This window comes from Pradoshia sp. Z4_20 (genome assembly GCF_058216035.1).
In genome coordinates this window covers 116,444-137,682 of record NZ_JBZAJD010000004.1, presented here as the reverse complement: position 1 = coordinate 137,682, position 21,239 = coordinate 116,444, and the positions used below count along the sequence as shown (strand labels likewise).

Here is a 21,239-nt window from a genome sequence, read left to right as displayed (position 1 = left end):
TCAGATGACAAGTGAATTCATTGCAAATTTATTTATTAATCTATTTATCATTCTGATTATTATTCAATTCATTTACTTTTGGCATGTTAAATATGAGGTACCTGGAGTGATTAGTCCTTTAATCGTTGGAATTGGTCAAGCGATTGCGATTCTTATTAATATTGTATTCTTCACTGCTGAATCACCTCCTGTCTTTCAGATCATGAATTTTAGTTCTATCTCCATTTTTATCGGTATCTTTTATGGTGGGTATGCGGTTGGTATCAGTTTATATATGCTGACGCTTACTACGTCTATCCTTTACACCACTTCATTTGAATGGTTTCACTTCTTTTCAGGTTTTTTTGCCCTTTTCTCTGCAATGGTTATTAGAAAGCAATACGTTAAACTAATGACCAGACAGCGTTTAGTAGCCTCCTTTGTAACGGCGCTTATTTCCTCTTTGGCTATTATGGAGATTTTTACAATTATAATGATTAACGATATTAAAACACTAAATCAAATTTTATATGTTTTCTTGTATATAACTGGAACGGTCTGGCTTGTTTATTCAATAGAAAGGCTAGAGAAAAACAGAAACTTTAAAAGTAAATTGATTGATACGGAAAAGATGCAGTCTGTCAGTCATTTAGCAGCCTCAATTTCACATGAAGTTCGTAATCCATTAACAGCCACGAAAGGATTTTTACAATTATTAAGAAGTGATGAGAATCTTACGAAGGAAAAAAAGGAGCAGTATATTGATATTGCGCTATCCGAATTGGACCGGGCTGATAACATTATTAAAGATTTTCTGGCGTTTGCTAAACCGCATATTAACAGTAAAGAAGATATCAATATTCAAGCAGAGTTGAATAAAGTAGCTGATATTGTTCAGCCGCTGGCTACTATGCGAAATGTACGTATTCAGATTGAAGTAGCTTCCTTTATAGTGAGAGGAGAAAAGCAATTATTTCAGCAATGTTTCGTTAATATCTTAAAAAATGGAATCGAATCAATGGGTCATGGGGGTTCTCTTACAATCAACACGGATCATAAGAGAAAAGGTGTAGATATACATATCATCGATACGGGCATTGGTATGACCAATGAACAATTAAAGCGTTTGGGCGAGCCCTATTATTCAACAAAAGGGGTAGAAGGAACAGGTCTTGGAATGATGGCGGTATATCGGATAATTGATTCGATGAAAGGGTCAATCCGTGTAAAAAGCAAGCCTGGTGAAGGGACAGCCTTTACCATCTATTTTCCGGGACAAGAATAAATAACTCCATAAATGGAGAAGACCTGAAGGGTTATAGCCCATTCAGGTCTTTTTATGCCTTTAATCAACATGGTATAAATCAGTCGGTATCCCATCAAGAAATGGACTCATTTCATCACTGCTAACCAGATAGAGTTCGTGCATAGCTCTTGTACAAGCCGTATAGAATAATTTTCTCTCCAATTCGCGGCTATAGGTTTCTTTTGATGCATCAAAAATAATGACAGCATCGAATTCAATTCCTTTTGATAAATAGGAAGGCAGAATTAATATTCCCTTATTATACGAATAGGTGTTTTTTTGCATGAGCTGGACATCGAGGTTTTTTGATAATTCTACGTAGGCATTCCGAGTTTCTTCTTCTGTTTTGCATATAATCGCAATGGTTTGATGACCAGTGTTCTCCAAAGAAGCGATCAGATTCATTATTTCCTGGGTCCGTTCTGAATTGTTATTTACGATTTTTATTGTAGGTTTTGGCCCAGTTCTATTAAATGGCTCAATTTGGACATTGCCCAAAATTTCCTTCGTAAAGTCAACAATTTGACGGGTTGATCGGTAGCTCTTTGTCAGAACCATCTTCTCAAAGCTCTCTGACTCATACAGCTCATTAGACAGAAGGGTTGGCGCATTCATCGAATGAGCATAAATAGCCTGATTAAAGTCGCCTAAAATGGTCATTTTACTATTTGGAAAAAGTTGTTTAAGAACAGCAAATTGAAATGGCGAATAATCCTGTGCCTCATCAATAAATAAGTGCCGGATAATATTATTAGTTTTTCGCCCCTCCAATTGTGCCTTTAAATAAATATAAGCTGTTGCATCTTCATTGGCTAATTGGTTTTGTTTGCATTTGTCTAAGGTGTAATCACAAATCCTTGGCCATGATTCAGGATAATCTGCATCATTGATATATTTATAGCTATTAAGGAAGAAGTTCTTATAGATAGCTTTTACATGGATAAATTTTAGATTTTTAATGGCTTTTTTTATTGGATTAAAATATTTACGAACTAATTTTTTTGCCAATTCATCTTTCTCGTGTTCAAAATCATTAAATGTGTCCTCTGACAAGCGATCTTTTGCCTGAATCTCCAAATAAGTCTCGGTATATTCATCTGTTTCAAGTAACTCTAGTTCATCTTCTACCCATTCTTTTTTATATTCGAGTTTTTCTTTTTGATCCAGCTTTTGTAAAAGCCAATCCTTCACGGTCTGCATACGAAGTTGGATAGGACTCCTGTTATCAAGAGAGTAAAAGTATTCCGCAATTTCACTTGCCGAAATAAGTGTTTCACCGCGGAAAGAAATTGTTTTAAATTTTAAATCCTGTCGACTGAGATGGTGAATATAGGCATCTATCAATTGTTTATACTGCAAATGGGATTTAAAACGAATTCCTTCAAGTCGAGCCTGGTAATATTCATCCTGTTCATTTTTCAATACGTATTCCATTTGCTGAAAAGGATCCTCGATATCAAATTCGTTACCTACATACTTTTCGATATAATCCTGAAAAGTAATTTGTTGCATGTTTTCTTCACCTAAATTAGGCAGAACAGTGGCTATATAGCTGTTGAATAAGGGATTTGGAGAAAATAATAAGATATGATCTGATTTGATCTTCCCAAAATAACGATATAGTAAAAAAGCCACGCGCTGAAGGGCAGCCGAAGTTTTACCGCTTCCGGCCACACCCTGGACGACCAAATACTTACTTTGTACGTTACGAATAATTTTATTTTGCTCTTTTTGAATCGTGGCAACAATATTCTTCATTTGATTATCCGCACGGGTGCCAAGAACTTCTTTTAAGAGTTCATCCCCTATTGTTAAGCCGGTATCAAACATACTTTTAAGCTTTCCATTTTTGATGATATATTGTCTCTTTAGCTCCATCGTGCCCGTGATGGGCCCTTCGAGTGTTTGATATTCAGCGGGTCCGGGTGAGTGGTCATAGTATAGACTCGAGATTGGGGCACGCCAATCATAGATCAGGAAATTTTCATTGTTCTGATCCATTAGAGAAGCAATTCCAATATAGACTTGATCTATTTGTTCTTCACCGTCTTCATGAAAATCAATCCTGCCGAAATATGGGGAGTCTTTAAGTAGGTCCAGTGTTTTTAGTTGCTTCGTAATCTGATATTGGGTTCTTTCTCTTTCTGACAGTAATTCAGATTGCTGTTTTATGCTCGCCAATGTTTCGACTGCATCCTCAATATTGTCCATATTGACGGTGACATCTTCCCAAAAGGTTTTGCGAATATAAATGACTTCATCCTTGAGTCCACCTGATGATTGGTTCAGCTTATTGGCTTTATTCTCAATAATCTTGATAATGGTTGATAGTCGTTGTTCTTCCTGTTGTTTAGCAAAATTTTGTTCGGTCATATCCTGTCCTCCTAGTGATTCGGATATTGATACACAGTCATACTTTCTATAATGGTTGATTTTGGTGAATATAATGAAAGACGGATCAAATTATTCTTTTCCAAACTATAAAATATCAATACCCGGTATCGGTGACATTTAAATCCTGTCATCAATACCGGGTATTGGTGGGTTAAATTACAGTTTAGTTGAATGAACTTCTTTCTGTTGATCTGCATCTTTTTCAAAGAACAGGATTAGAGAAGGCAGTAATAGGCCTCTTACAAGGAATGTATCCAATATAATGCCTATTGCTACAATAAAACCAAAAACAAATAAAACGGCTATGGGCTGTGTCATTAATACAGCGAATGTGGCCGCAAGAATGATTCCAGCGGAGGAAATGACACCGCCTGTATTAGCCACCGCGATTTCTACAGCTTTTTTAACAGGGTGCTTTTCACGTTCTTCTTTGTATCTGGATATTAAAATAATATTATAATCGATACCCAGTGCTACAAGGAAAACGAAAGCATACAGCGGTACACGGGTGTTAATAGCATCAATACCAAATAGGATATCTGTTAAAAATGTTCCAAGGCCTAGAGCTGCCAGGAAGGATAGCAAAATCGTTCCCATCATATAGATAGGCATCTTGAATGATCTGGTCAAAACAAATAGTAGAACTAAAATGAGTAATGTTTCTGCAATGACAATCACGATAATATCTCGATCATTAATAGTTCGATCGTCCACTTTGGTAGCAGTTTCTCCAGCGAAGTATAGCTCCCCTTCAATGTCTGCTTCTTTTAAGAGTGTATCTGATTTGTCTCGTATAGACTCTAAAGCATCTAAGGATTCTAATGCATATGGACTTTCTGAAAATGAAAGGCTGTACTGTAGTGCTTTCCCATCTTCAGTAGCACCTGATTGGCGAATACTTGCCACCAGATTTTGTTCTTCAAGTGACTTTGCAAGTTTTTCACTTTGTTCCTTTGAAATAGATTGTTCAGATTTAAGTAAAACAGTTGTTGGTGCCAAGTCACCTTTATCGAACTTTTCTTCCACAATCTCATAGCCTTCGCGAGATTGCATATCCTCTGGGAATCCTTTTACTGTATCAAATTCATATTCTATATTAAATATGTTTAAGGCAGAGATAAGCAGAATAGCAAATACAATTCCTCCAGCCATTAAAGGCTTGGTGGTAACAAAGTTTGCAGTTCTGGACCAGAAAGTAGCTTTTGTTTGATTACTTTCCCCAACCTGAGGGACCTTAGGCCAAAAGGATTTTCGGCCAAATAGGGTAAATAAAGCCGGAACGAGTGTCACTGATGCGATCATGATGATAAACATCGTTGTGGCAAAGGTAGGTGCAAAGCTTTGATAGTCCCCATTTTTAGCCAGGAATAGGACAAGCATGGCAGCCAAAACCGTCCCGCCTGAGAAGAAAACAGGTTCGCCTGTTTCTCGCATCGCCAAACTCATTGCTTCATGCTTGCTGGTATAACGTTTCAGTTCTTCTCGATATCGTGCAAAGACAAATAGAGAATAATCTATTACAGCTGCAAATAAGAGAATGGTCATAATGGATAGAGATTGGGTACTCATTTCCAAACCGGCTTTTCCCATTATACCAAGTACCTGATCAACCACTATATACACAAAACCAGCAGCCAAAAGCGGAATAAGTGCCAATAATGGGGAACGATAAATAACAATTAGCAGGACTAAAATCAATCCAACTGTTGAAAATAATAAGACAAGGTCGGCTTTTGAAAATAAGCCCAATGTATCAGCGGCAATTCCCGCCGGTCCAGTAATCTTGAATGTCATATCAGCAGTGGTATCTTCTACTGCAGCATAGATATCCTCAATACCGGCTTGAATCTCTTTTGACTCAAGTGAGCTTTCAAAATTAAGCGGTACAACAGCTGTTGTTCCATCCTTTGATAAGAATTGTACCTGTGCCTGTGGAGGCAGTGAAGAAAAAGGAACAGCTTCCTTAACTCCTTTTATATCTTCCTTAATGATCACATCCATCGCTTGACTTATTGTCTGCGTGTCTGCTTTTCCTGACTCAGCTGAGAATACTAAAAGGGCTGGGACCCCCTGATCATCTTTAAAATATTTGTTCAGTTCTTCGTTGGCAATAACGGATTTTGCATCATCAGGTAATGTTTGTATACTCGACACATCATAATCTTTGGCACTTGGTGCAAATAAGAATAATCCTAAGGTCACCACTAACCATGCAATTAACGTTATCCACATGCCGCGTTTAGTAGTAACCCTATCTGTTAGTGCGGCTAATAATCTCTTCAATTAAATTCCTCCTTCAGGAAAGGTTATGGGAATTATACGCATACCATAATTTAATTAAATAATTTATACAACAATTTATCAAATTTGATGATTCCTTAAATTGTACTAATATTGTCTGTACACTGAATCGTATTGGTTGAAACATTCCATATAGTAAGATATAAAAAGAATAAATGAGCGTAGAAGGAAAGAAGGTAACAACTTGGAAACAAAGACATGCAGTGAAACAAGAATTGTAAAAACAAACCGTATATTTCCGAGCGATGTAAACGATCATAATACGTTATTTGGCGGAAAGTTAATGAGTGATATTGATATGACAGCTTCACTTTCAGCGACGAGACATAGCCGTAAAACGGTGGTTACGGCTTCAACAGATTCTGTAGATTTTCTAAATCCCATTACAACCCGGGACTCTGTATGTTTGGAGTCATATGTGACCTATACTGGTAAGAGCTCTATGGAGGTATTTGTAAAGGTAATTGCTGAAAATTTAATGAGTGGAGAACGTAAAATTGCAGCCACAGCATTTCTTACTTTTGTTGCACTAGATGAAGGAGGAAGGCCATGTCGTGTTCCAACCATCGTCCCTGAAACTGAGGAAGAGAAGAAACTGAATGAGACAGGGAGCATTCGCGCTGCTAAACGAAAACTTCATCGTATCCAAAGTAAGGAGCTTGCTGAATACATCACAACAAAAAGACCGTGGGAATAACAAGATGTTACTAAAAAGAAATGCAGAAAATGGGACAGCCATAATCTACATTTCTTTTTTTTGATTCCAATCACCAGCTAATGTCTTTTTTTAGCCGATAGGATGTTATAGCCGCGTACTCCCTGACATGTGACTTCAGCCTTGAAATTTTAGGTGTTTTAGCTGGGATTCCAGTTAATTTTAAATCTAGTTTCTCAGCTATTTTGATTGTTCGATAGAGGTGGTAATCATTTGTTACAACGGCACCAGAATTTAGGTGGCTTGGTATAAGTTCTTTAGAAAATGATATGTTTTCTTTCGTGTTTGTCGAAGCATCTTCGAGAATTAATCTGTTGCTTGGTATACCGTATTCCTCTAATCCTCTTTTCATTGCCTCAGCTTCTGAAATATCCTCACCATCTCCCTGGCCACCGGATAGGATTGCCATACATTTAGGATGATTTATTAAAAAGTCAGCCGCAGCATCAATACGGTACTTTAGTGACAGAGATGGTGTTTCACCTTTTACTCTTGCCCCGAGTACAATAATATAATCAATTGTTTTCTCCTGTTCTTGATTTGCGTAGCGATACATATTGAATTGAAGAATGGATATGTAAATAAGTAAGATTATGATAATAGCTGTAAAACTTATCAATAGAATCCTTTTCACCTTTGGCAGCTCCTTTTCAGCATTTCTAAGATAATCATAAAGGAAATATGGAGGGGTGTGTAAAATAAATAGGTAATAATTAACAAAAAGTTCAAAATGTAGGCATTTATTTGAATGGGATATGAGTTATTATTAAGGCAGAAGGATCATATACAAAGTTTTAACCTATAAAGAGGCTCAATCAACGTGTTTGTTTCGTAGAGGTAAGTCACTGGAAAAGGCGAACAAAGTAAAAATATTTATTATATCCTTAAAATTAAATGGAATTGCAGCATAATTCGTGCGAATCATTCTAACCTTACAGATTATGTGAACGAATGTGATAGAGGGTACAGGGATAGAGAAATGAAATATATAGTTGAGTTTCTTGTAATGTTAGAATACGGAACCTGCATAATCAGCTGATTCGTATTTTATAAGTAACCGATGACAAATGTATTTTAAATTTATCAGCTGTTTATGATTGAGTCTCTTTGTATGTTAACTGAAGGATCCTTCGATTACGGAAATAGAGAAATGAAAAAAGAGATTAGAGGTAGAGAAACTATCTAATCTCTTTTTTTATTTTTATAGAAGGTGATTTAACAGGACATTCTCGATTGTCTATAGAGGCATCAAAAAGGGTGTCCATTTGAAAAAAGTGCCTATTCTTCTTCCTTGTAAATACTGTGTTTCGGAATGGCCATCTCATCAAAATTGGATGCTAGGATGTTAAGCTCTTTTTTTAAATATTCCTCAAGGAGAGGAAGACCATGACCTGTTACAGCAAAGTTTGGATTTAGCTGGTTTAATTGTATGACTGAATCTTTTGCGGCTTTCCAGTCTGTTGTGAAATAACGGGGCGGACCGCTGATTTCTTGTTTTTGAGTAAGGACTTTATAAAGGGATTCCTGTTTTACACCAACAAATGCATCTCCGGCAATCAGGAAGCCGTCATCTTCTCGGTATAATGAAATATGTCCAGGTGTATGCCCAGGCGTATGGATCCATCTCCATCCAGGCATTTCAGGAACACTCCCATCAGCAGGAAGAGGTTGCACTTTATTGCCAAGATCAATGCCGTGATTAGGAAAGAAGCGAGCAATATCCGGAACAAGTCCGCCCTCTGCTTTATAGTCAGGTTCAGGATAATTCTTTTGTCCGGTTATATAAGGGATTTCCAGCTCATGTGCATATACGGGCACATCCCACTTATCCAGTAATTCTTCGAGTGCACCAACATGGTCAAAGTGGCCGTGTGTTAAAATAATCGCTTTTGGCATACTGCCTTCACCGAACCGTTTGTTTACTGCATCAATAATTTCGTCATCTGCTTTAGGCATACCGGCATCAATCAGAACAAAATTGTCTTGATTAGGAAGTCCGGCCAGTGTCACATTGACAATTTGCGTATTCAGGACATAAATATCTTCTTTTACCTCAATACCCATTCCGCTTGTAGAGGAAGTTAAAGGAATATATGTATGACGGAATGTTTGTTTAGATTTATGTTCCATAAAAGATCACTCCTTTAGTCAGCTCTTTAGTAGTATGTACCCTTATTACTTTTCTCATTAACACTAATCATGGAAAATAGAAAAAATTAACGATTTTAAGATTCCTTGCAGATGCAAATGTTTGTAGTTCAAATCTATAAAACTGGTACAATTAGAATCCATTAAAAATAGTAAAAAGAAGAACTGTATTGCAGAAAGTGGAATTGATAATGATTTATATGTATAATTATCTTTTTCAGGAATTATATTCTTGATGCCGTGTCAGTTGTGATTTTATCTTGTTCAAGTATAATAAAGAAAATGGCTACTGGCCTAACTAGTAATGAATATGGTGGTTTATCATGTCTAACAATAAAAATTTCACGTCGAGAATAGATTATGGTCTTCTATTTATTGTATTTTTGCTTTTTATAACAAGCTGTATGGCTATATATAGTGCACAAACGACAGGTCAATATGCCGAAAACTTTCTTGTAAAGCAAATTGTCTGGTATATCGTAGGAATCAGCCTTGCATTTGTGATCATGAGATTTGATGCTGACCAAATGAAAAAAATGAGCTGGTATTTATACTTCTTTGGCTTATTTCTATTGATGACCATTATAATTGCACCAACAAGTATTGCTCCAGTTGTCAATGGAGCAAAGAGCTGGTTTAGATTTCCTGGTATTGGTTCAATTCAGCCATCGGAATTTATGAAGGTATTTCTAATTTTGGCGTTGGCGGCTCTTATCCAAAATCATCATTTGAAGCATCGGATTAAAACACTTCAAACGGACTTCATCCTTTTATGTAAAATCGTACTTACTACAGCTATTCCGATTTTGCTTGTCATGAAACAGCCCGATTTGGGTACTTCTCTTGTCATGATTGCGATTATGGTTGGGATGATTTTTGTATCGGGTATCACTTGGAAATTGCTTTTACCGATATTTGGCGGTGGCACACTGTTAGTTGGAGTTATTTTTTACCTCGTTGTATGGCATCCAAATATTATGGAGAAATATTTCCATGTTAAACAGTATCAATTTGGGCGTATATATGCATGGCTTGATCCGTATAACTATACTTCCTCAGAAGGATACCAGTTAATTAAATCACTATTAGCGATTGGATCCGGCACCACATCCGGTAAGGGATTTGGAAATAGGGAAGTTTACTTGCCAGAAGGTCACACAGATTTCATATTTGCTGTCATTGGAGAAGAATACGGATTCCTTGGTTCAAGTATTGTCATCAGCTTATTCTTCTTATTGATCTATAACATGACAAAAATTGGACTTGAAACTAAAAATGATTTTAATACCTATATATGTGTTGGTGTAATCTGTATGCTGACTTTCCATGTGTTTGAAAATATTGGGATGACGATCGGCTTGCTGCCGATTACCGGTATTCCTTTACCATTTTTAAGCTATGGGGGAAGTTCATTGCTCGGCAATATGATGGCGCTCGGATTAATATTCAGCATAAGATACCATCATAAGAAATACATGTTTTCTACATCTTCATAAGGAAATTAACATTGAATACCTCTTGCTGATCTTAAATCGGCAGGGGGTATTTTTTGTTTAATAACAATCTAATATGGCTCAAAATAGATGTTTTTTATGAATGATAAATTACTATTTTATATTTAGTTTAAGAATATGTTACATGGCAGTTATTGTTATTTTTTATTTTATAATAAAGAGATAGTCATATAAAACCACATAAGTGCGAACTATATAAATAATATGTAAAGAAAAGGTGAATGAATGAGACAAAAGTCATATGGAAAATTACCGGGTTTATTTATAGGATATTATCCGGTATTTCTCACTCTGTTTCTCTTGTTATTAGGCTTGAATTTTATAGTAATCCTATTTGATTATGAACATTTGGAATTTGGAACAATCCTCCTCTCTGGTTTATTGATTTTTGTTATTAGTCTTCAATCCTATTACATATCCAGACAGCCAATAAACGTGGGTGATATGGAGAGGGGACAATCTATTAATTCGATTTTATATGGAATCATTATCAGTGATTCCCAAGGGAAAATTATTGATATAAATCGAGTTGGGAGTGAGATCCTTGGAATAGCAGCTGAAAGTGCTTCTTCTGTATCATTGATTGATGGCCTATGGGGACTCGTAGACAGAAATGGAAATCTAATGCATAAAAATGATATCCCAATATCGGTTTCATTAAATACGTGTAAACCGGTTGAAAAAGAAGTTATAGGCATAAAAAATTTCAAATTTCAACAGCCTATTTGGCTCGAAGTTAGTGCCAATCCTGTTTTAAATGCAGATAAACATATAGAAGCAGTTGTACTCGTATTCAGTGAGATAACTGACCAATTTAATTCAATAAAACTATTAAATGAAAAAAATGAACAATTACGGCAAATGTCATTCACAGATTATATTTTAAATATCCCAAATCGACGTTATTTTAATTCTTATTTAACTGAGGTTTGGCTTGAATCTAAAAAGTCTGGAACACCTGTTACATTATATTTAATCGAAATTGATTATACGAAGGAGTATAGGAGGGATCAGGAATTTACCTATAGTGACCATGTATTAATGGAAGTATCTAAAAAATTATGCGAGGCAGTGAACGGAGAGGGAGTTGTAGCTCATATAGAGGGAAGCAGATTTGCTGTCATCTTTTCAGGACTATTTGGTAAACAAATAAGAGAGAGGCAAGCTGAATTAAGAAATGGGCTTATTCAGCTGACAGATGAAAATAAATCAGCATCCAATATAAATGATTTTACTGTATTTATAGGAGCGTCTACACGGGTAGCGACAGACAATTTAGATTACTCTATTCTTATAGAAGAAGCAAATGTTGAATTGAATCAGGCAAAAATAAGTAGTGCTGCGCGAGTGTAAATGACGTTCCAATTAAATAAATATGGATAGAGTGATAAAAAAGTATGTATTTTAATAATGAATTTATTAAAAATACATACTTTTTTGTTTTTTTATCTACTTTTAATTATTTTAATATAATTTTTTGATAATATTAAAGAAGAGATATTATACATTTTGATAGTAATAGAATAGAAACTATATTCAAATCATACGTATGGTTACTCGCTCCCATACTATATTACTGCAAGGATAAGGTCCAATCGATCAGCATCAGATATGTTTGTATGTCAATGGAGTGAAATAAGGTTAAGTAGAATCTTGCCTTAAAGGGATTTTTATATTGTTATCAGCTCTAAACATATTTTGTTTGCAAGCTGAATTTAATAGAAGAATTGATAGTAAACTGAACAATACATATAAGTGGGTGTTCGAATGAAAGCAAAAGCAATTCAATTATTAAGACAAGTTGACCTATTTTCGTGCTTATCAGAAAAAGAGATAAAAGAACTGGAGCCTTTTATATATGAAAGAACATATAAGAAGGGTCAATATCTATTTTTTGAAGGAGATCCGAGACTCAGGATATATATATTGCTTGAAGGCTTTGTTATGCTTGAAAAATCGAATCAACAGGGTAGCTTATTATATACAAGTTACGTCAAAAAGAACACGGTCTTTCCTTATATGGGCTTATTTAAAAATGAGGACTACAATCACAGTGCCGTTGCAGAAACAGATATTCGGGTCTTCTATATGGTAGCGGATGCATTCGAAAGTATTGTGGCAAAAAACTCTGCACTTCTTAAAAAAGTAATCCTACAAGTCAATGAGTTGCTTGCGGTACAAGAAAATCGAGTTAAAAACGTTATGACCCCTAGTGCACATGTAAGAGTGTTGAATACGATTGATTATTTAATGAATGATTTGGGTGAAGAAGAATCAGGGGTCATTCGTATTAACTGTCCGATTACAACAACCAAAATTTCTGTTATGTCCGGAACCTCCAGAGAAACCGTAAGTATGGTCGTAAATAAATTAAAGAAGGATCAGATTCTATCCATAAAAGATCGAATGCTTCATATTCATAAACCTGAATATTTTGAAGAAGAAGTTATATGAGGAAAATTTATGAACTGATTAATTGAAAATCTCTCCATCTCCCTACTATAATAGGAATATTATACTAAAGGGATGGAGGGGTAATGTGATCAAAACTTCCTATCATACACTGGGAGCAGTTATATTTATTTGGGGGTTAGTATTACAACTGAAATGGCCCGGTCAGGATGAAACTATAGGCCATCAACTGTTTCAAGCGTACTCTATTCCTGTTACAGCCGAGATTGGGGTCTCTTATGTTTGGATTGTATCCATTATCATTCAGGTCAGCGGAATCTTGTTATTTTTGAAATGGCTATTTATGGAGCATCCTCAGATTTTAAAGAAATATATGAAATTTGAACCGGTATTCTTGGTTGTCTTATTGTTTGCTATTCCTTTTGTAATTAACAGTCTATTAAGTACTTCTGCCAAAACGTATATTTATGCTGCTGAGAATGGAGCTAATGCTATAGAATATTTGGAAAGCGAATGTACAATAGAAGAGCAGGATGAAGGTAATCTGTATGAATGCAAAATTATACTGCAAAATTATGAGCATCAATCACAGCAGGTAACGTTGCATTTTCCTGTTTCCGATTCGGTAAAGAAAGAAAAACAAGTAACAGCTTATTTACAGGTTCATGAAAAAAAAGAGATTAGAGTGCAATTTACAGCTGATGAATTAGCCGCTTTCGAAGGGGTACCTGAATTTACAATTCAATCATAATGGTCTTAATAGAAAATATCGGAGAACCGTGTATCATAGAAGCGGTTCTCCGATATTTTTTATTGAAGGTTAGCTGGGATTACATTTCCTGCGGTGCTTCCATTCCTAATAAATGCATGCCTTCTTCAAGAACGATGGTAATTGATTTTATTAAAGCCAAGCGATTTTGCAATTCACTGTCATTCTCTAATATGCGTATATGTCCATAATAGCGATTAAATGATTGAGCCAAGTCAATCAAGTATTTAGCAATAACGGATGGCTCCATTTTTTTGAAAGACCGCTCAATCACGGATGGAAATGCCAGCAAATGCTTTACAATATCAAAGCTATATTCATCACTCAAGCCTGCTGATGCACTAGCAGGAGTGAAGGCCTTTCTAAGAATAGAATGGGCACGAGCATTTGTATATTGTAAATAGGGACCGGTTTCACCTTCGAATTTTAGGATGTCTTCGAGCGAGAATTCAATATTATTCATACGGTCATTTTTCAAATCGTTGAATATAACAGCTCCTACGCCTACTTGTTTTGCAACCTCATCTTTGTTATTTAAATCAGGATTTTTATTCTCAATATTCTTACGAGCAAGCTCGATTGATTCGGCCAGCACTTCCTCGAGGAGGACCACTCTTCCTTTACGAGTTGACATTTTTTTGCCGTCTTTCATAATCATTCCGAATGGTACATGTGAAATATCGTCAGCCCAGTCAAATCCAAGTTTCTTTAAAACAGCTTTAAGCTGTTTAAAATGTAAGGATTGTTCATTTCCGACTACATATACAGCCTTGGCAAAGTCGTAGGTACGGTAACGGTATAAAGCAGCTGATAAATCCCGTGTTACATAAAGAGTCGCACCATCGGATTTTTTGATTAAACAAGGTGTTAATCCCTCTTCCTCTAATTTGACTACCATGGCACCCTGATCTTCTACAAGCAGGCCGCTATTCTCAATTATTTCTATAACCTCTGCCATCTTATCATTATAAAAAGCTTCCCCATTAAAAGAGTCGAATTGAATGCCAAGCAGCTCATATATTTTCTCGAATTCTTTCAGGGATTCTTCTTTGAACCATTTCCATAATTTCGTGGCTTCTTCGTCCCCATCTTCCAGTTTTTTGAACCAGTCACGTCCCTGTTGCTCTAGCTCAGGTTCTGTTTCAGCTTTTTCATGAAAGATAATATATAACTTTAAAAGTTCGCTGATGGGACTCTTTTTAACTTTTTCTTCATTTCCCCAAGCTTTATAGGCTACAATTAATTTTCCGAATTGAGTGCCCCAATCACCAATGTGATTAATTTTAACAGGGGTATAACCGCATTTTTTAATAATATTGGCTATAGAGGCTCCGATTACTGTGGAGCGAAGGTGCCCCATCGAAAAGGGCTTGGCGATATTGGGTGAAGACATATCAATTGCGATATTTTCACCATGTCCAAGAGAAAGTGTGCCGTACTGATGTTGATCAGTTAATATCGTATTCATTACTCTTTCACTGATAGACTTTTTATCGAGGAAAAAGTTAACATACGGTCCAATAGCTTTTACATCCTCATAACGTTCATCCTTTAGTTGGTCAGCTAATGTTACTGCAATTTTCTGCGGAGATTGCTTCCACAGTTTTGCGAGAGTGAAACAGGGAAATGCCAAATCTCCATGCTCTTTGTTCTTTGGGGTTTCGACCAAAGACAAGCATGTTTCAAGATTTAAGTCACCTTTTAGTACTTCATTCATATGAGAAGCTACATCTAGTTTTATATCCATATCCTCAGCCTCCAGTAAAATATAATAAAAAAAGCCCGCCTCTTAAAAATCTTTAAGAGACGGGCTGTAAACCCGCGGTACCACTCTGCTTGTTCTAATGAACCACCTTAACTTTATAACGGAAAAGTCCGGCCCAAACTACTAAAGTTGTTCGAATGAGCATTTCAGAAGGGCGTTCCTTAAAACCATTAATACCAGGCTCTCACCATTCCCGGCTCGCTATAATTTGTATTTTAAGTACTATTCTTCATCATAAATATTATCTTTATTATTTTATATACAAATAGTATAGAAATTCCGAATAGAAAGTCAATACAAAATATTCTTTTGTATGAATATATTGCTCATCTATGCACAAATGAGTATAAATAGAATTATAGAACTTAGTAAAAGGAGTATTTTATTATGAATAAGGAAAAAAGACTCGCTATTATTAAGCAGGTAATTCAGAATAATGAAATTAAAACTCAGGAACAGCTGGTCGAAGAATTATCTAAGCAAGGGTTGCATATTACACAAGCCACCATTTCTCGAGATATCCGGGAATTAAGCCTGGTAAAATATCCATCTAAGACCGGAGGGACGAAGTATGGATTTATCGGAGATCATAAGTACAATGACACAATGAAACTACGTAAAAAAATGCAAGACGCATTATTAAATATTGAAAGAATAGAATATTTTATTATCCTAAAAGTATTACCTGGCCATGCCCACTCATTTGGGGCAATTTTAGATGAACTTGAGTGGGAAGAGAAGGCGGCAACTATATGTGGGAATGATACCTGTATGATTATTTGCCGTACAATCCATCAAGCAGAGGCCCTGGAAGAAAGGTTAAGAACAGTTGCAAATTTATAAGAAATATTTTTTTATATTTCAAGTATGATATGCAAAAAAATATACATAGTTATGCGAAATAATAGGAAATTAAAAATAATTAATTGAATATTCATACATAAACTTTTCTATTTAAAGAGATTTATGTGAGGATTTACACATTTTTTGTGTGTAAAAAATCACAAATCTCTTTTTTTCGTTCCTTTACACTAAAAATGTAAGAAAAATAAGGTGTGCAGGAGGAAAGGCAATATGACAAATCCAATTCATGTTACTTCTGAAATCGGCACTTTAAAAACTGTAATGTTAAAGCGTCCCGGAAAAGAAGTAGAAAATCTTACTCCGGAATATCTGGAGAGACTATTGTTTGATGATATTCCTTATTTGCCGATTATTCAGGAAGAGCACGATTATTTTGCTAATACACTAAGAGATCAAGGAATAGAAGTTTTATACCTTGAGAAGCTTGCTGCAGAATCTCTTACAAATCCTGAAGTGAAAGAGGAATTTGTTAGCCGCATGCTTGAAGAAAGCAATGCAAAGGTACAGGGTACATTTGAAAATCTTAAAGAGTATTTATTATCATTTTCAAATGAAGACATGGTTGACAAAATTATGTCCGGTATCCGCAAAAATGAACTGGAGATCAGCAAAAAAACACATTTGTATGAATTGATGGAAGACCATTATCCATTCTATACAGATCCAATGCCAAACCTGTATTTTACGCGGGACCCGGCAGCAGCTATCGGAAACGGTTTAACAATTAATAACATGCGCGAACCTGCAAGACGCAGAGAGTCCATGTTCATGGAATATATTATCAAGCATCATCCACGTTTTGCTGGTAAAGATGTTCCTGTATGGCTTGACCGTACTTATCATAACCCAATTGAGGGGGGAGATGAACTGGTATTAAGCCCAGAAGTAGTCGCAATCGGTGTTTCAGCAAGAACATCTGCTAAAGCAATCGAAAAATTCGCGCTTAGCATCTTGAATAAACAAAATCAATTCAAGAAAGTAATAGCTATTGAAATACCTAGCTGCCGTGCATTCATGCACCTGGATACTGTATTTACAATGGTAGACTACAATAAATTTACAATGCATCCGATGATTCAGGGACCTGGCGGTAAAATGAATATTTACATCCTTGAAAAAGGCGCTGATGAATTTAATGTAAATATCACACACCGTACTGACATTAAAGAGACTTTAAAAGAAGTGCTTAACTTGCCTGAACTTGAAATCATCCTTTGTGGTGACGGAGATGAAATCGCAGCTCCACGTGAACAGTGGAATGATGGTTCCAATACACTGGCGATTGCACCTGGTGTAGTTGTTACATATGACCGTAACTATATCTCAAACGAGTGCTTACGCAAACATGGTGTAAAAGTTATTGAAATCAAAAGCTCTGAATTGTCTCGTGGCCGTGGGGGCCCACGCTGCATGAGCATGCCTCTAGTACGTGAAGACATTTAATAAAAGATTTAGTTGATTAAAAGGTTATCGTTGGAGGGAGTATATAAAATGATTAAAACAAGACCAGACCTTAAAGGTAGAAGTTTCTTGGCTGAGAAAGATTTCACTGAAGAAGAATTCTTACACATGATTGATTTTGCTGCTGAGTTAAAGGAAAAGAAAAAACAAGGCATTCCTCACCGTTATATGGAAGGTAAAAATATTGCCTTATTATTTGAAAAACCATCAACTCGTACACGTTGTGCTTTTACGGTAGCTTGTACTGATTTAGGCGCTCATCCTGAGTATCTTGGAAAAGATGATATCCAACTTGGAAAAAAAGAATCTATTGAAGATACTGCTAAAGTTTTAGGCCGTATGTTTGATGGTATCGAATTCCGTGGCTTTGAACATGCAAAAGTGGAATCTTTGGCTGAGCACTCCGGAGTTCCTGTATGGAATGGTCTTACAGATTTATGGCATCCAACTCAAACTTTAGCGGACTTCTTAACAGTGAAAGAAAATGTAGGCCACTTAAAAGGCGTTAAATTCGTATACGTTGGGGATGGCCGTAACAACGTAGCAAACAGCTTACTTGTCGGCGGTGCAAAAGTTGGTATGGATGTACGTATCTGTTCACCGGAATCTTTATTCCCAGAAGCATCTATTGTTGAACTTGCTAAGGAATTAGCAAAAGAGTCCCAAGGCCGTGTAACAATCACATCTAATGTTGAAGAGGCAGTATCCGGCGCTGATGTTATCTACACAGATGTTTGGGTATCAATGGGAGAAGAAGACAAGTTCGCAGAACGTATCGCTTTATTAGCTCCATATCAAGTGAATATGGATATGATCAAAATGACTGGAAATGACAACGTGATCTTCTTACACTGCTTACCGGCATTCCATGACTTAGAAACTTCTTATGGTCGTGCGATTCATGAAGAGCACGGATTAGCTGAAATGGAAGTTACAGATGAAGTCTTCCGCAGCAAGCATTCCAAAGTATTTGATCAAGCTGAAAACAGAATGCATACAATCAAATCTGTAATGGCATTGACATTAGGAAATATTGAATAAGTAGATGAGCAGGGAATTGGTTCTACACAATTCCCTGCTACCATTATCAAATTAACGAGGTGAAGAAAAAATGGCAGAAGATAAAAAGATTGGCTTATTTGCCTTAATTGCCATTGTTATAGGTTCTATGATTGGAGGAGGAGCATTTAACCTTGCTTCAGATATGGCTGGTGCAGCTTCTCCCGGTGCAATTATTTTAGGATGGACAATTACTGGTATAGGGATGGTCGCGCTAGCGTTATCTTTCCAAAACTTGAATGATAAAAGACCGGATCTTGATGGTGGAGTTTACAGCTATGCTTCAGCTGGATTTGGTAAATTTATGGGATTCAACAGTGCTTGGGGTTACTGGCTGTCTGCATGGTTAGGTAACGTAGCATACGCTACACTTTTGTTCTCTTCCATTGGTTACTTTATCCCTATGTTTGAAGGTGGACAAAACATAGCTGCAATCATTGGTGCCAGCGTATTGCTATGGGCTGTGCATGCTTTAGTTTTACGAGGAGTTCACTCAGCAACACTTGTAAATACAATAACAACAATTGCAAAATTAGTTCCTATTTTCCTATTTATCATTATTGGTATTTTTGCTTTTAATGCGGATATTTTCTTAGACGACTTCTGGGGAACTGGTGCTGGCTTCAAATTTAGTGATGTTATGTCCCAAACAAAGAGCACTATGCTTGTAACACTTTGGGTGTTCATTGGGGTTGAAGGAGCGGTTGTTTTATCCAGCCGTGCGAAAGACAAAAAGGATGTTGGTAAAGCGACTGTCATTGGTTTGATTAGTACGTTAATCATTTACGTATTAATTAATATTATGTCTATCGGTGCAATGAATCGTGCAGAAGTAGCCGGTTTGGCTAATCCGTCTATGGCATATGTGTTTGAAGAAATGGTAGGTCCATGGGGAGCAACATTCATCAATCTTGGATTAATAGTCTCTGTCCTAGGTGCTTGGTTGGGCTGGACATTGCTGGCATCCGAGATTCCTTACTTAGCAGGTAAGGATAAATTATTCCCTAAATGGTTTGCAAAAGTTAATAAAAATGGGGCTCCGTCTAATTCTTTATGGATTACAAATGGTCTGATTCAAGTGTTCCTATTGACATTCCTTGTATCTGAGCAAGCTTATAACTTTGCATTTTCATTGGCATCTTCAGCTATTTTAATTCCGTATGCATTTACAGCATTCTATCAATTGAAATATTCCTTACAAGATACTGCCGCAGATCGCGTGAAAAACATTATTGTTGGTATTGTGGCAAGTGTATATGGTGTTTGGATGGTTTATGCAGCCGGTATTGGATACTTACTATTAACTATGCTTTTATATGCACCAGGTATCCTGATTTACAGAGCTGTACAGAAAGAAGCGAATATTAAACAAGTATTTACGAAAACAGAATTGGCTATTGCAGCAGCGTTTGTTGTATTTGCCGGTATGGCGATTGTTGGATTGATCAATGGAACTATTTCCATTTAATGAGTTCTAAATACAGACTGATTTTTGGAGGTATTGAATCAACTATGGAAAGAAAAAAAGTAGTGATAGCTTTAGGCGGTAATGCCATTCAATCCGGAGATGCCAGTGCAAAGGCTCAACAGCTGGCACTAGAAAAGACAGCTGAACAGCTTGCAACGCTTGTTGAAAATGGAATGGATATTATCATTTCGCATGGTAATGGTCCACAAGTAGGAAATATCCTTCTTCAGCAAAAAGCGGCTGATTCAGAGAAAAATCCAGCAATGCCACTTGATACTTGCGGAGCGATGTCACAAGGTATGATTGGATACTGGTTGGAAAATGCCATGGACAAAGCCCTAAGCAAAAGAGGAATTCATAAAGATGTAGTGGGCATTGTAACAAGGGTCGTAGTTGATGAAAACGATGGCGCCTTCAAGAATCCTACAAAACCGATTGGTCCTTTTTATACAGAAGAGGAAGCGATGAAATTGATCCAGGAGACTGGTGCTTCCTTTAAGGAAGATGCAGGCAGAGGTTGGAGAAGAGTCGTTCCTTCACCGAAACCGGTCAGCATCCTGGAGCATAAGAGCATTAATAGTCTTGTGGAAAGTGGAAAAATTGTTATTTCTACAGGAGGCGGCGGTATCCCAGTTATGCAATCTGACGACGAGTTGATTGGTGTTGAGGCAGTAATCGACAAGGATTTTGCTTCTGAGAAGTTAGCAGAATTAGTGGATGCAGACTCATTAATTATTTTGACTGCTGTAGACAATATCTACATAAACTACAATCAGCCTAATCAGCAAAAACTGGAATCTATTTCAACCAATGAAATAAAGGCATTGGCTGAAGAAGGTCACTTTGCACCGGGCAGTATGCTTCCTAAAGTAGAAGCTGCTATTCAATTTGCAGAATCAAGACCTGGCCGTACTACTATTATTACATCTCTCGAAAAAGCATTAGATGCATTGAAAGGAAATGCGGGAACGATTATATCTATGCAGGAAGAGACAGTAATGGCATAATGATGAAACACATACCCCAAATCATTAGATTTGGGGTATTTTATGTGCGTTTAATAGGAGCGAAAAAGTACGCCTTG

Annotated in this window: 16 protein-coding genes and 1 other annotated feature; of the genes, 11 read left to right on the top strand and 5 right to left on the bottom strand. The window is 36.5% G+C overall.

The window, feature by feature from the left end; translation table 11 throughout:
- Positions 1–4 precede the first annotated feature (4 nt).
- Positions 5–1,264: an ATP-binding protein gene (locus AC4BHP_RS12070; protein ID WP_490552438.1), complete on the top strand. Its 1,260-nt coding sequence runs from the start codon at positions 5–7 to the stop codon at positions 1,262–1,264.
- A 60-nt stretch (positions 1,265–1,324) separates the two neighbouring features.
- Here the strand turns inward: AC4BHP_RS12070 and helD are convergent, their stop codons facing one another.
- The gene (gene helD, locus AC4BHP_RS12065) at positions 1,325–3,658 is read right to left on the bottom strand and encodes an RNA polymerase recycling motor HelD (RefSeq protein WP_490552436.1); all 2,334 of its coding nucleotides are present in this window, start codon (positions 3,656–3,658) and stop codon (positions 1,325–1,327) included.
- Between the two features lie 177 nt (positions 3,659–3,835).
- Complete coding sequence (locus AC4BHP_RS12060) at positions 3,836–5,962, bottom strand: MMPL family transporter (protein ID WP_490552434.1); 2,127 nt, start codon at positions 5,960–5,962, stop codon at positions 3,836–3,838.
- A 202-nt stretch (positions 5,963–6,164) separates the two neighbouring features.
- Here AC4BHP_RS12060 and AC4BHP_RS12055 point away from each other — a divergent pair, with 202 nt between their 5' ends.
- On the top strand, positions 6,165–6,677 hold the full coding sequence (locus AC4BHP_RS12055) for an acyl-CoA thioesterase (protein ID WP_066106417.1): 513 nt from the start codon (positions 6,165–6,167) through the stop codon (positions 6,675–6,677).
- 70 nt (positions 6,678–6,747) lie between these two features.
- Here AC4BHP_RS12055 and AC4BHP_RS12050 read toward each other — a convergent pair whose 3' ends face one another.
- Both AC4BHP_RS12050 and AC4BHP_RS12045 read right to left on the bottom strand, forming a co-directional pair.
- Positions 6,748–7,329 carry a YdcF family protein gene (locus AC4BHP_RS12050; RefSeq protein WP_066106420.1) on the bottom strand — a complete coding sequence of 194 codons (582 nt, stop codon included), beginning with the start codon at positions 7,327–7,329 and terminating at the stop codon, positions 6,748–6,750.
- Between the two features lie 644 nt (positions 7,330–7,973).
- The gene (locus AC4BHP_RS12045) at positions 7,974–8,825 is read right to left on the bottom strand and encodes an MBL fold metallo-hydrolase (protein ID WP_490552432.1); all 852 of its coding nucleotides are present in this window, start codon (positions 8,823–8,825) and stop codon (positions 7,974–7,976) included.
- 341 nt (positions 8,826–9,166) lie between these two features.
- On the opposite strand from AC4BHP_RS12045, the gene rodA reads away from it, so the two are divergent.
- The 4 genes from rodA to AC4BHP_RS12025 all read left to right on the top strand — a co-directional run bounded on the left by rodA (position 9,167) and on the right by AC4BHP_RS12025 (position 13,520).
- Complete coding sequence (rodA, locus tag AC4BHP_RS12040; protein WP_066106425.1) at positions 9,167–10,339, top strand: rod shape-determining protein RodA; 1,173 nt, start codon at positions 9,167–9,169, stop codon at positions 10,337–10,339.
- Between the two features lie 243 nt (positions 10,340–10,582).
- A complete protein-coding gene (locus AC4BHP_RS12035; protein ID WP_490552430.1) occupies positions 10,583–11,710 on the top strand; it encodes a GGDEF domain-containing protein in 1,128 nt (375 codons plus the stop codon).
- 414 nt (positions 11,711–12,124) lie between these two features.
- Entirely contained in the window at positions 12,125–12,811 is a 687-nt protein-coding gene (locus AC4BHP_RS12030) for a Crp/Fnr family transcriptional regulator (protein WP_066106431.1), read from the top strand.
- Positions 12,812–12,896: 85 nt separating this feature from the next.
- A complete protein-coding gene (locus AC4BHP_RS12025) occupies positions 12,897–13,520 on the top strand; it encodes a hypothetical protein (protein WP_139892259.1) in 624 nt (207 codons plus the stop codon).
- A 79-nt stretch (positions 13,521–13,599) separates the two neighbouring features.
- Here the strand turns inward: AC4BHP_RS12025 and argS are convergent, their stop codons facing one another.
- A complete protein-coding gene (gene argS / locus AC4BHP_RS12020) occupies positions 13,600–15,285 on the bottom strand; it encodes an arginine--tRNA ligase (protein ID WP_490552427.1) in 1,686 nt (561 codons plus the stop codon).
- Positions 15,286–15,337: 52 nt separating this feature from the next.
- Positions 15,338–15,548, bottom strand: a binding site (T-box leader).
- A 142-nt stretch (positions 15,549–15,690) separates the two neighbouring features.
- Between argS and argR the strand changes: the two genes are divergently transcribed.
- The 5 genes from argR to arcC all read left to right on the top strand — a co-directional run bounded on the left by argR (position 15,691) and on the right by arcC (position 21,162).
- Positions 15,691–16,146: an arginine repressor gene (argR, locus tag AC4BHP_RS12015; protein WP_066106440.1), complete on the top strand. Its 456-nt coding sequence runs from the start codon at positions 15,691–15,693 to the stop codon at positions 16,144–16,146.
- A gap of 231 nt (positions 16,147–16,377) precedes the next feature.
- Positions 16,378–17,610 (top strand): arginine deiminase, encoded by a 1,233-nt coding sequence (gene arcA, locus AC4BHP_RS12010; RefSeq protein WP_066106443.1) that lies wholly within the window; start codon positions 16,378–16,380, stop codon positions 17,608–17,610.
- A gap of 48 nt (positions 17,611–17,658) precedes the next feature.
- Complete coding sequence (argF, locus tag AC4BHP_RS12005) at positions 17,659–18,669, top strand: ornithine carbamoyltransferase (RefSeq protein WP_066106447.1); 1,011 nt, start codon at positions 17,659–17,661, stop codon at positions 18,667–18,669.
- A 70-nt stretch (positions 18,670–18,739) separates the two neighbouring features.
- Positions 18,740–20,155, top strand: coding sequence for an arginine-ornithine antiporter (gene arcD / locus AC4BHP_RS12000; RefSeq protein ID WP_066106450.1), 1,416 nt, complete (start codon positions 18,740–18,742; stop codon positions 20,153–20,155).
- A 44-nt stretch (positions 20,156–20,199) separates the two neighbouring features.
- On the top strand, positions 20,200–21,162 hold the full coding sequence (arcC, locus tag AC4BHP_RS11995) for a carbamate kinase (protein WP_066106453.1): 963 nt from the start codon (positions 20,200–20,202) through the stop codon (positions 21,160–21,162).
- Positions 21,163–21,239: the final 77 nt, after the last annotated feature.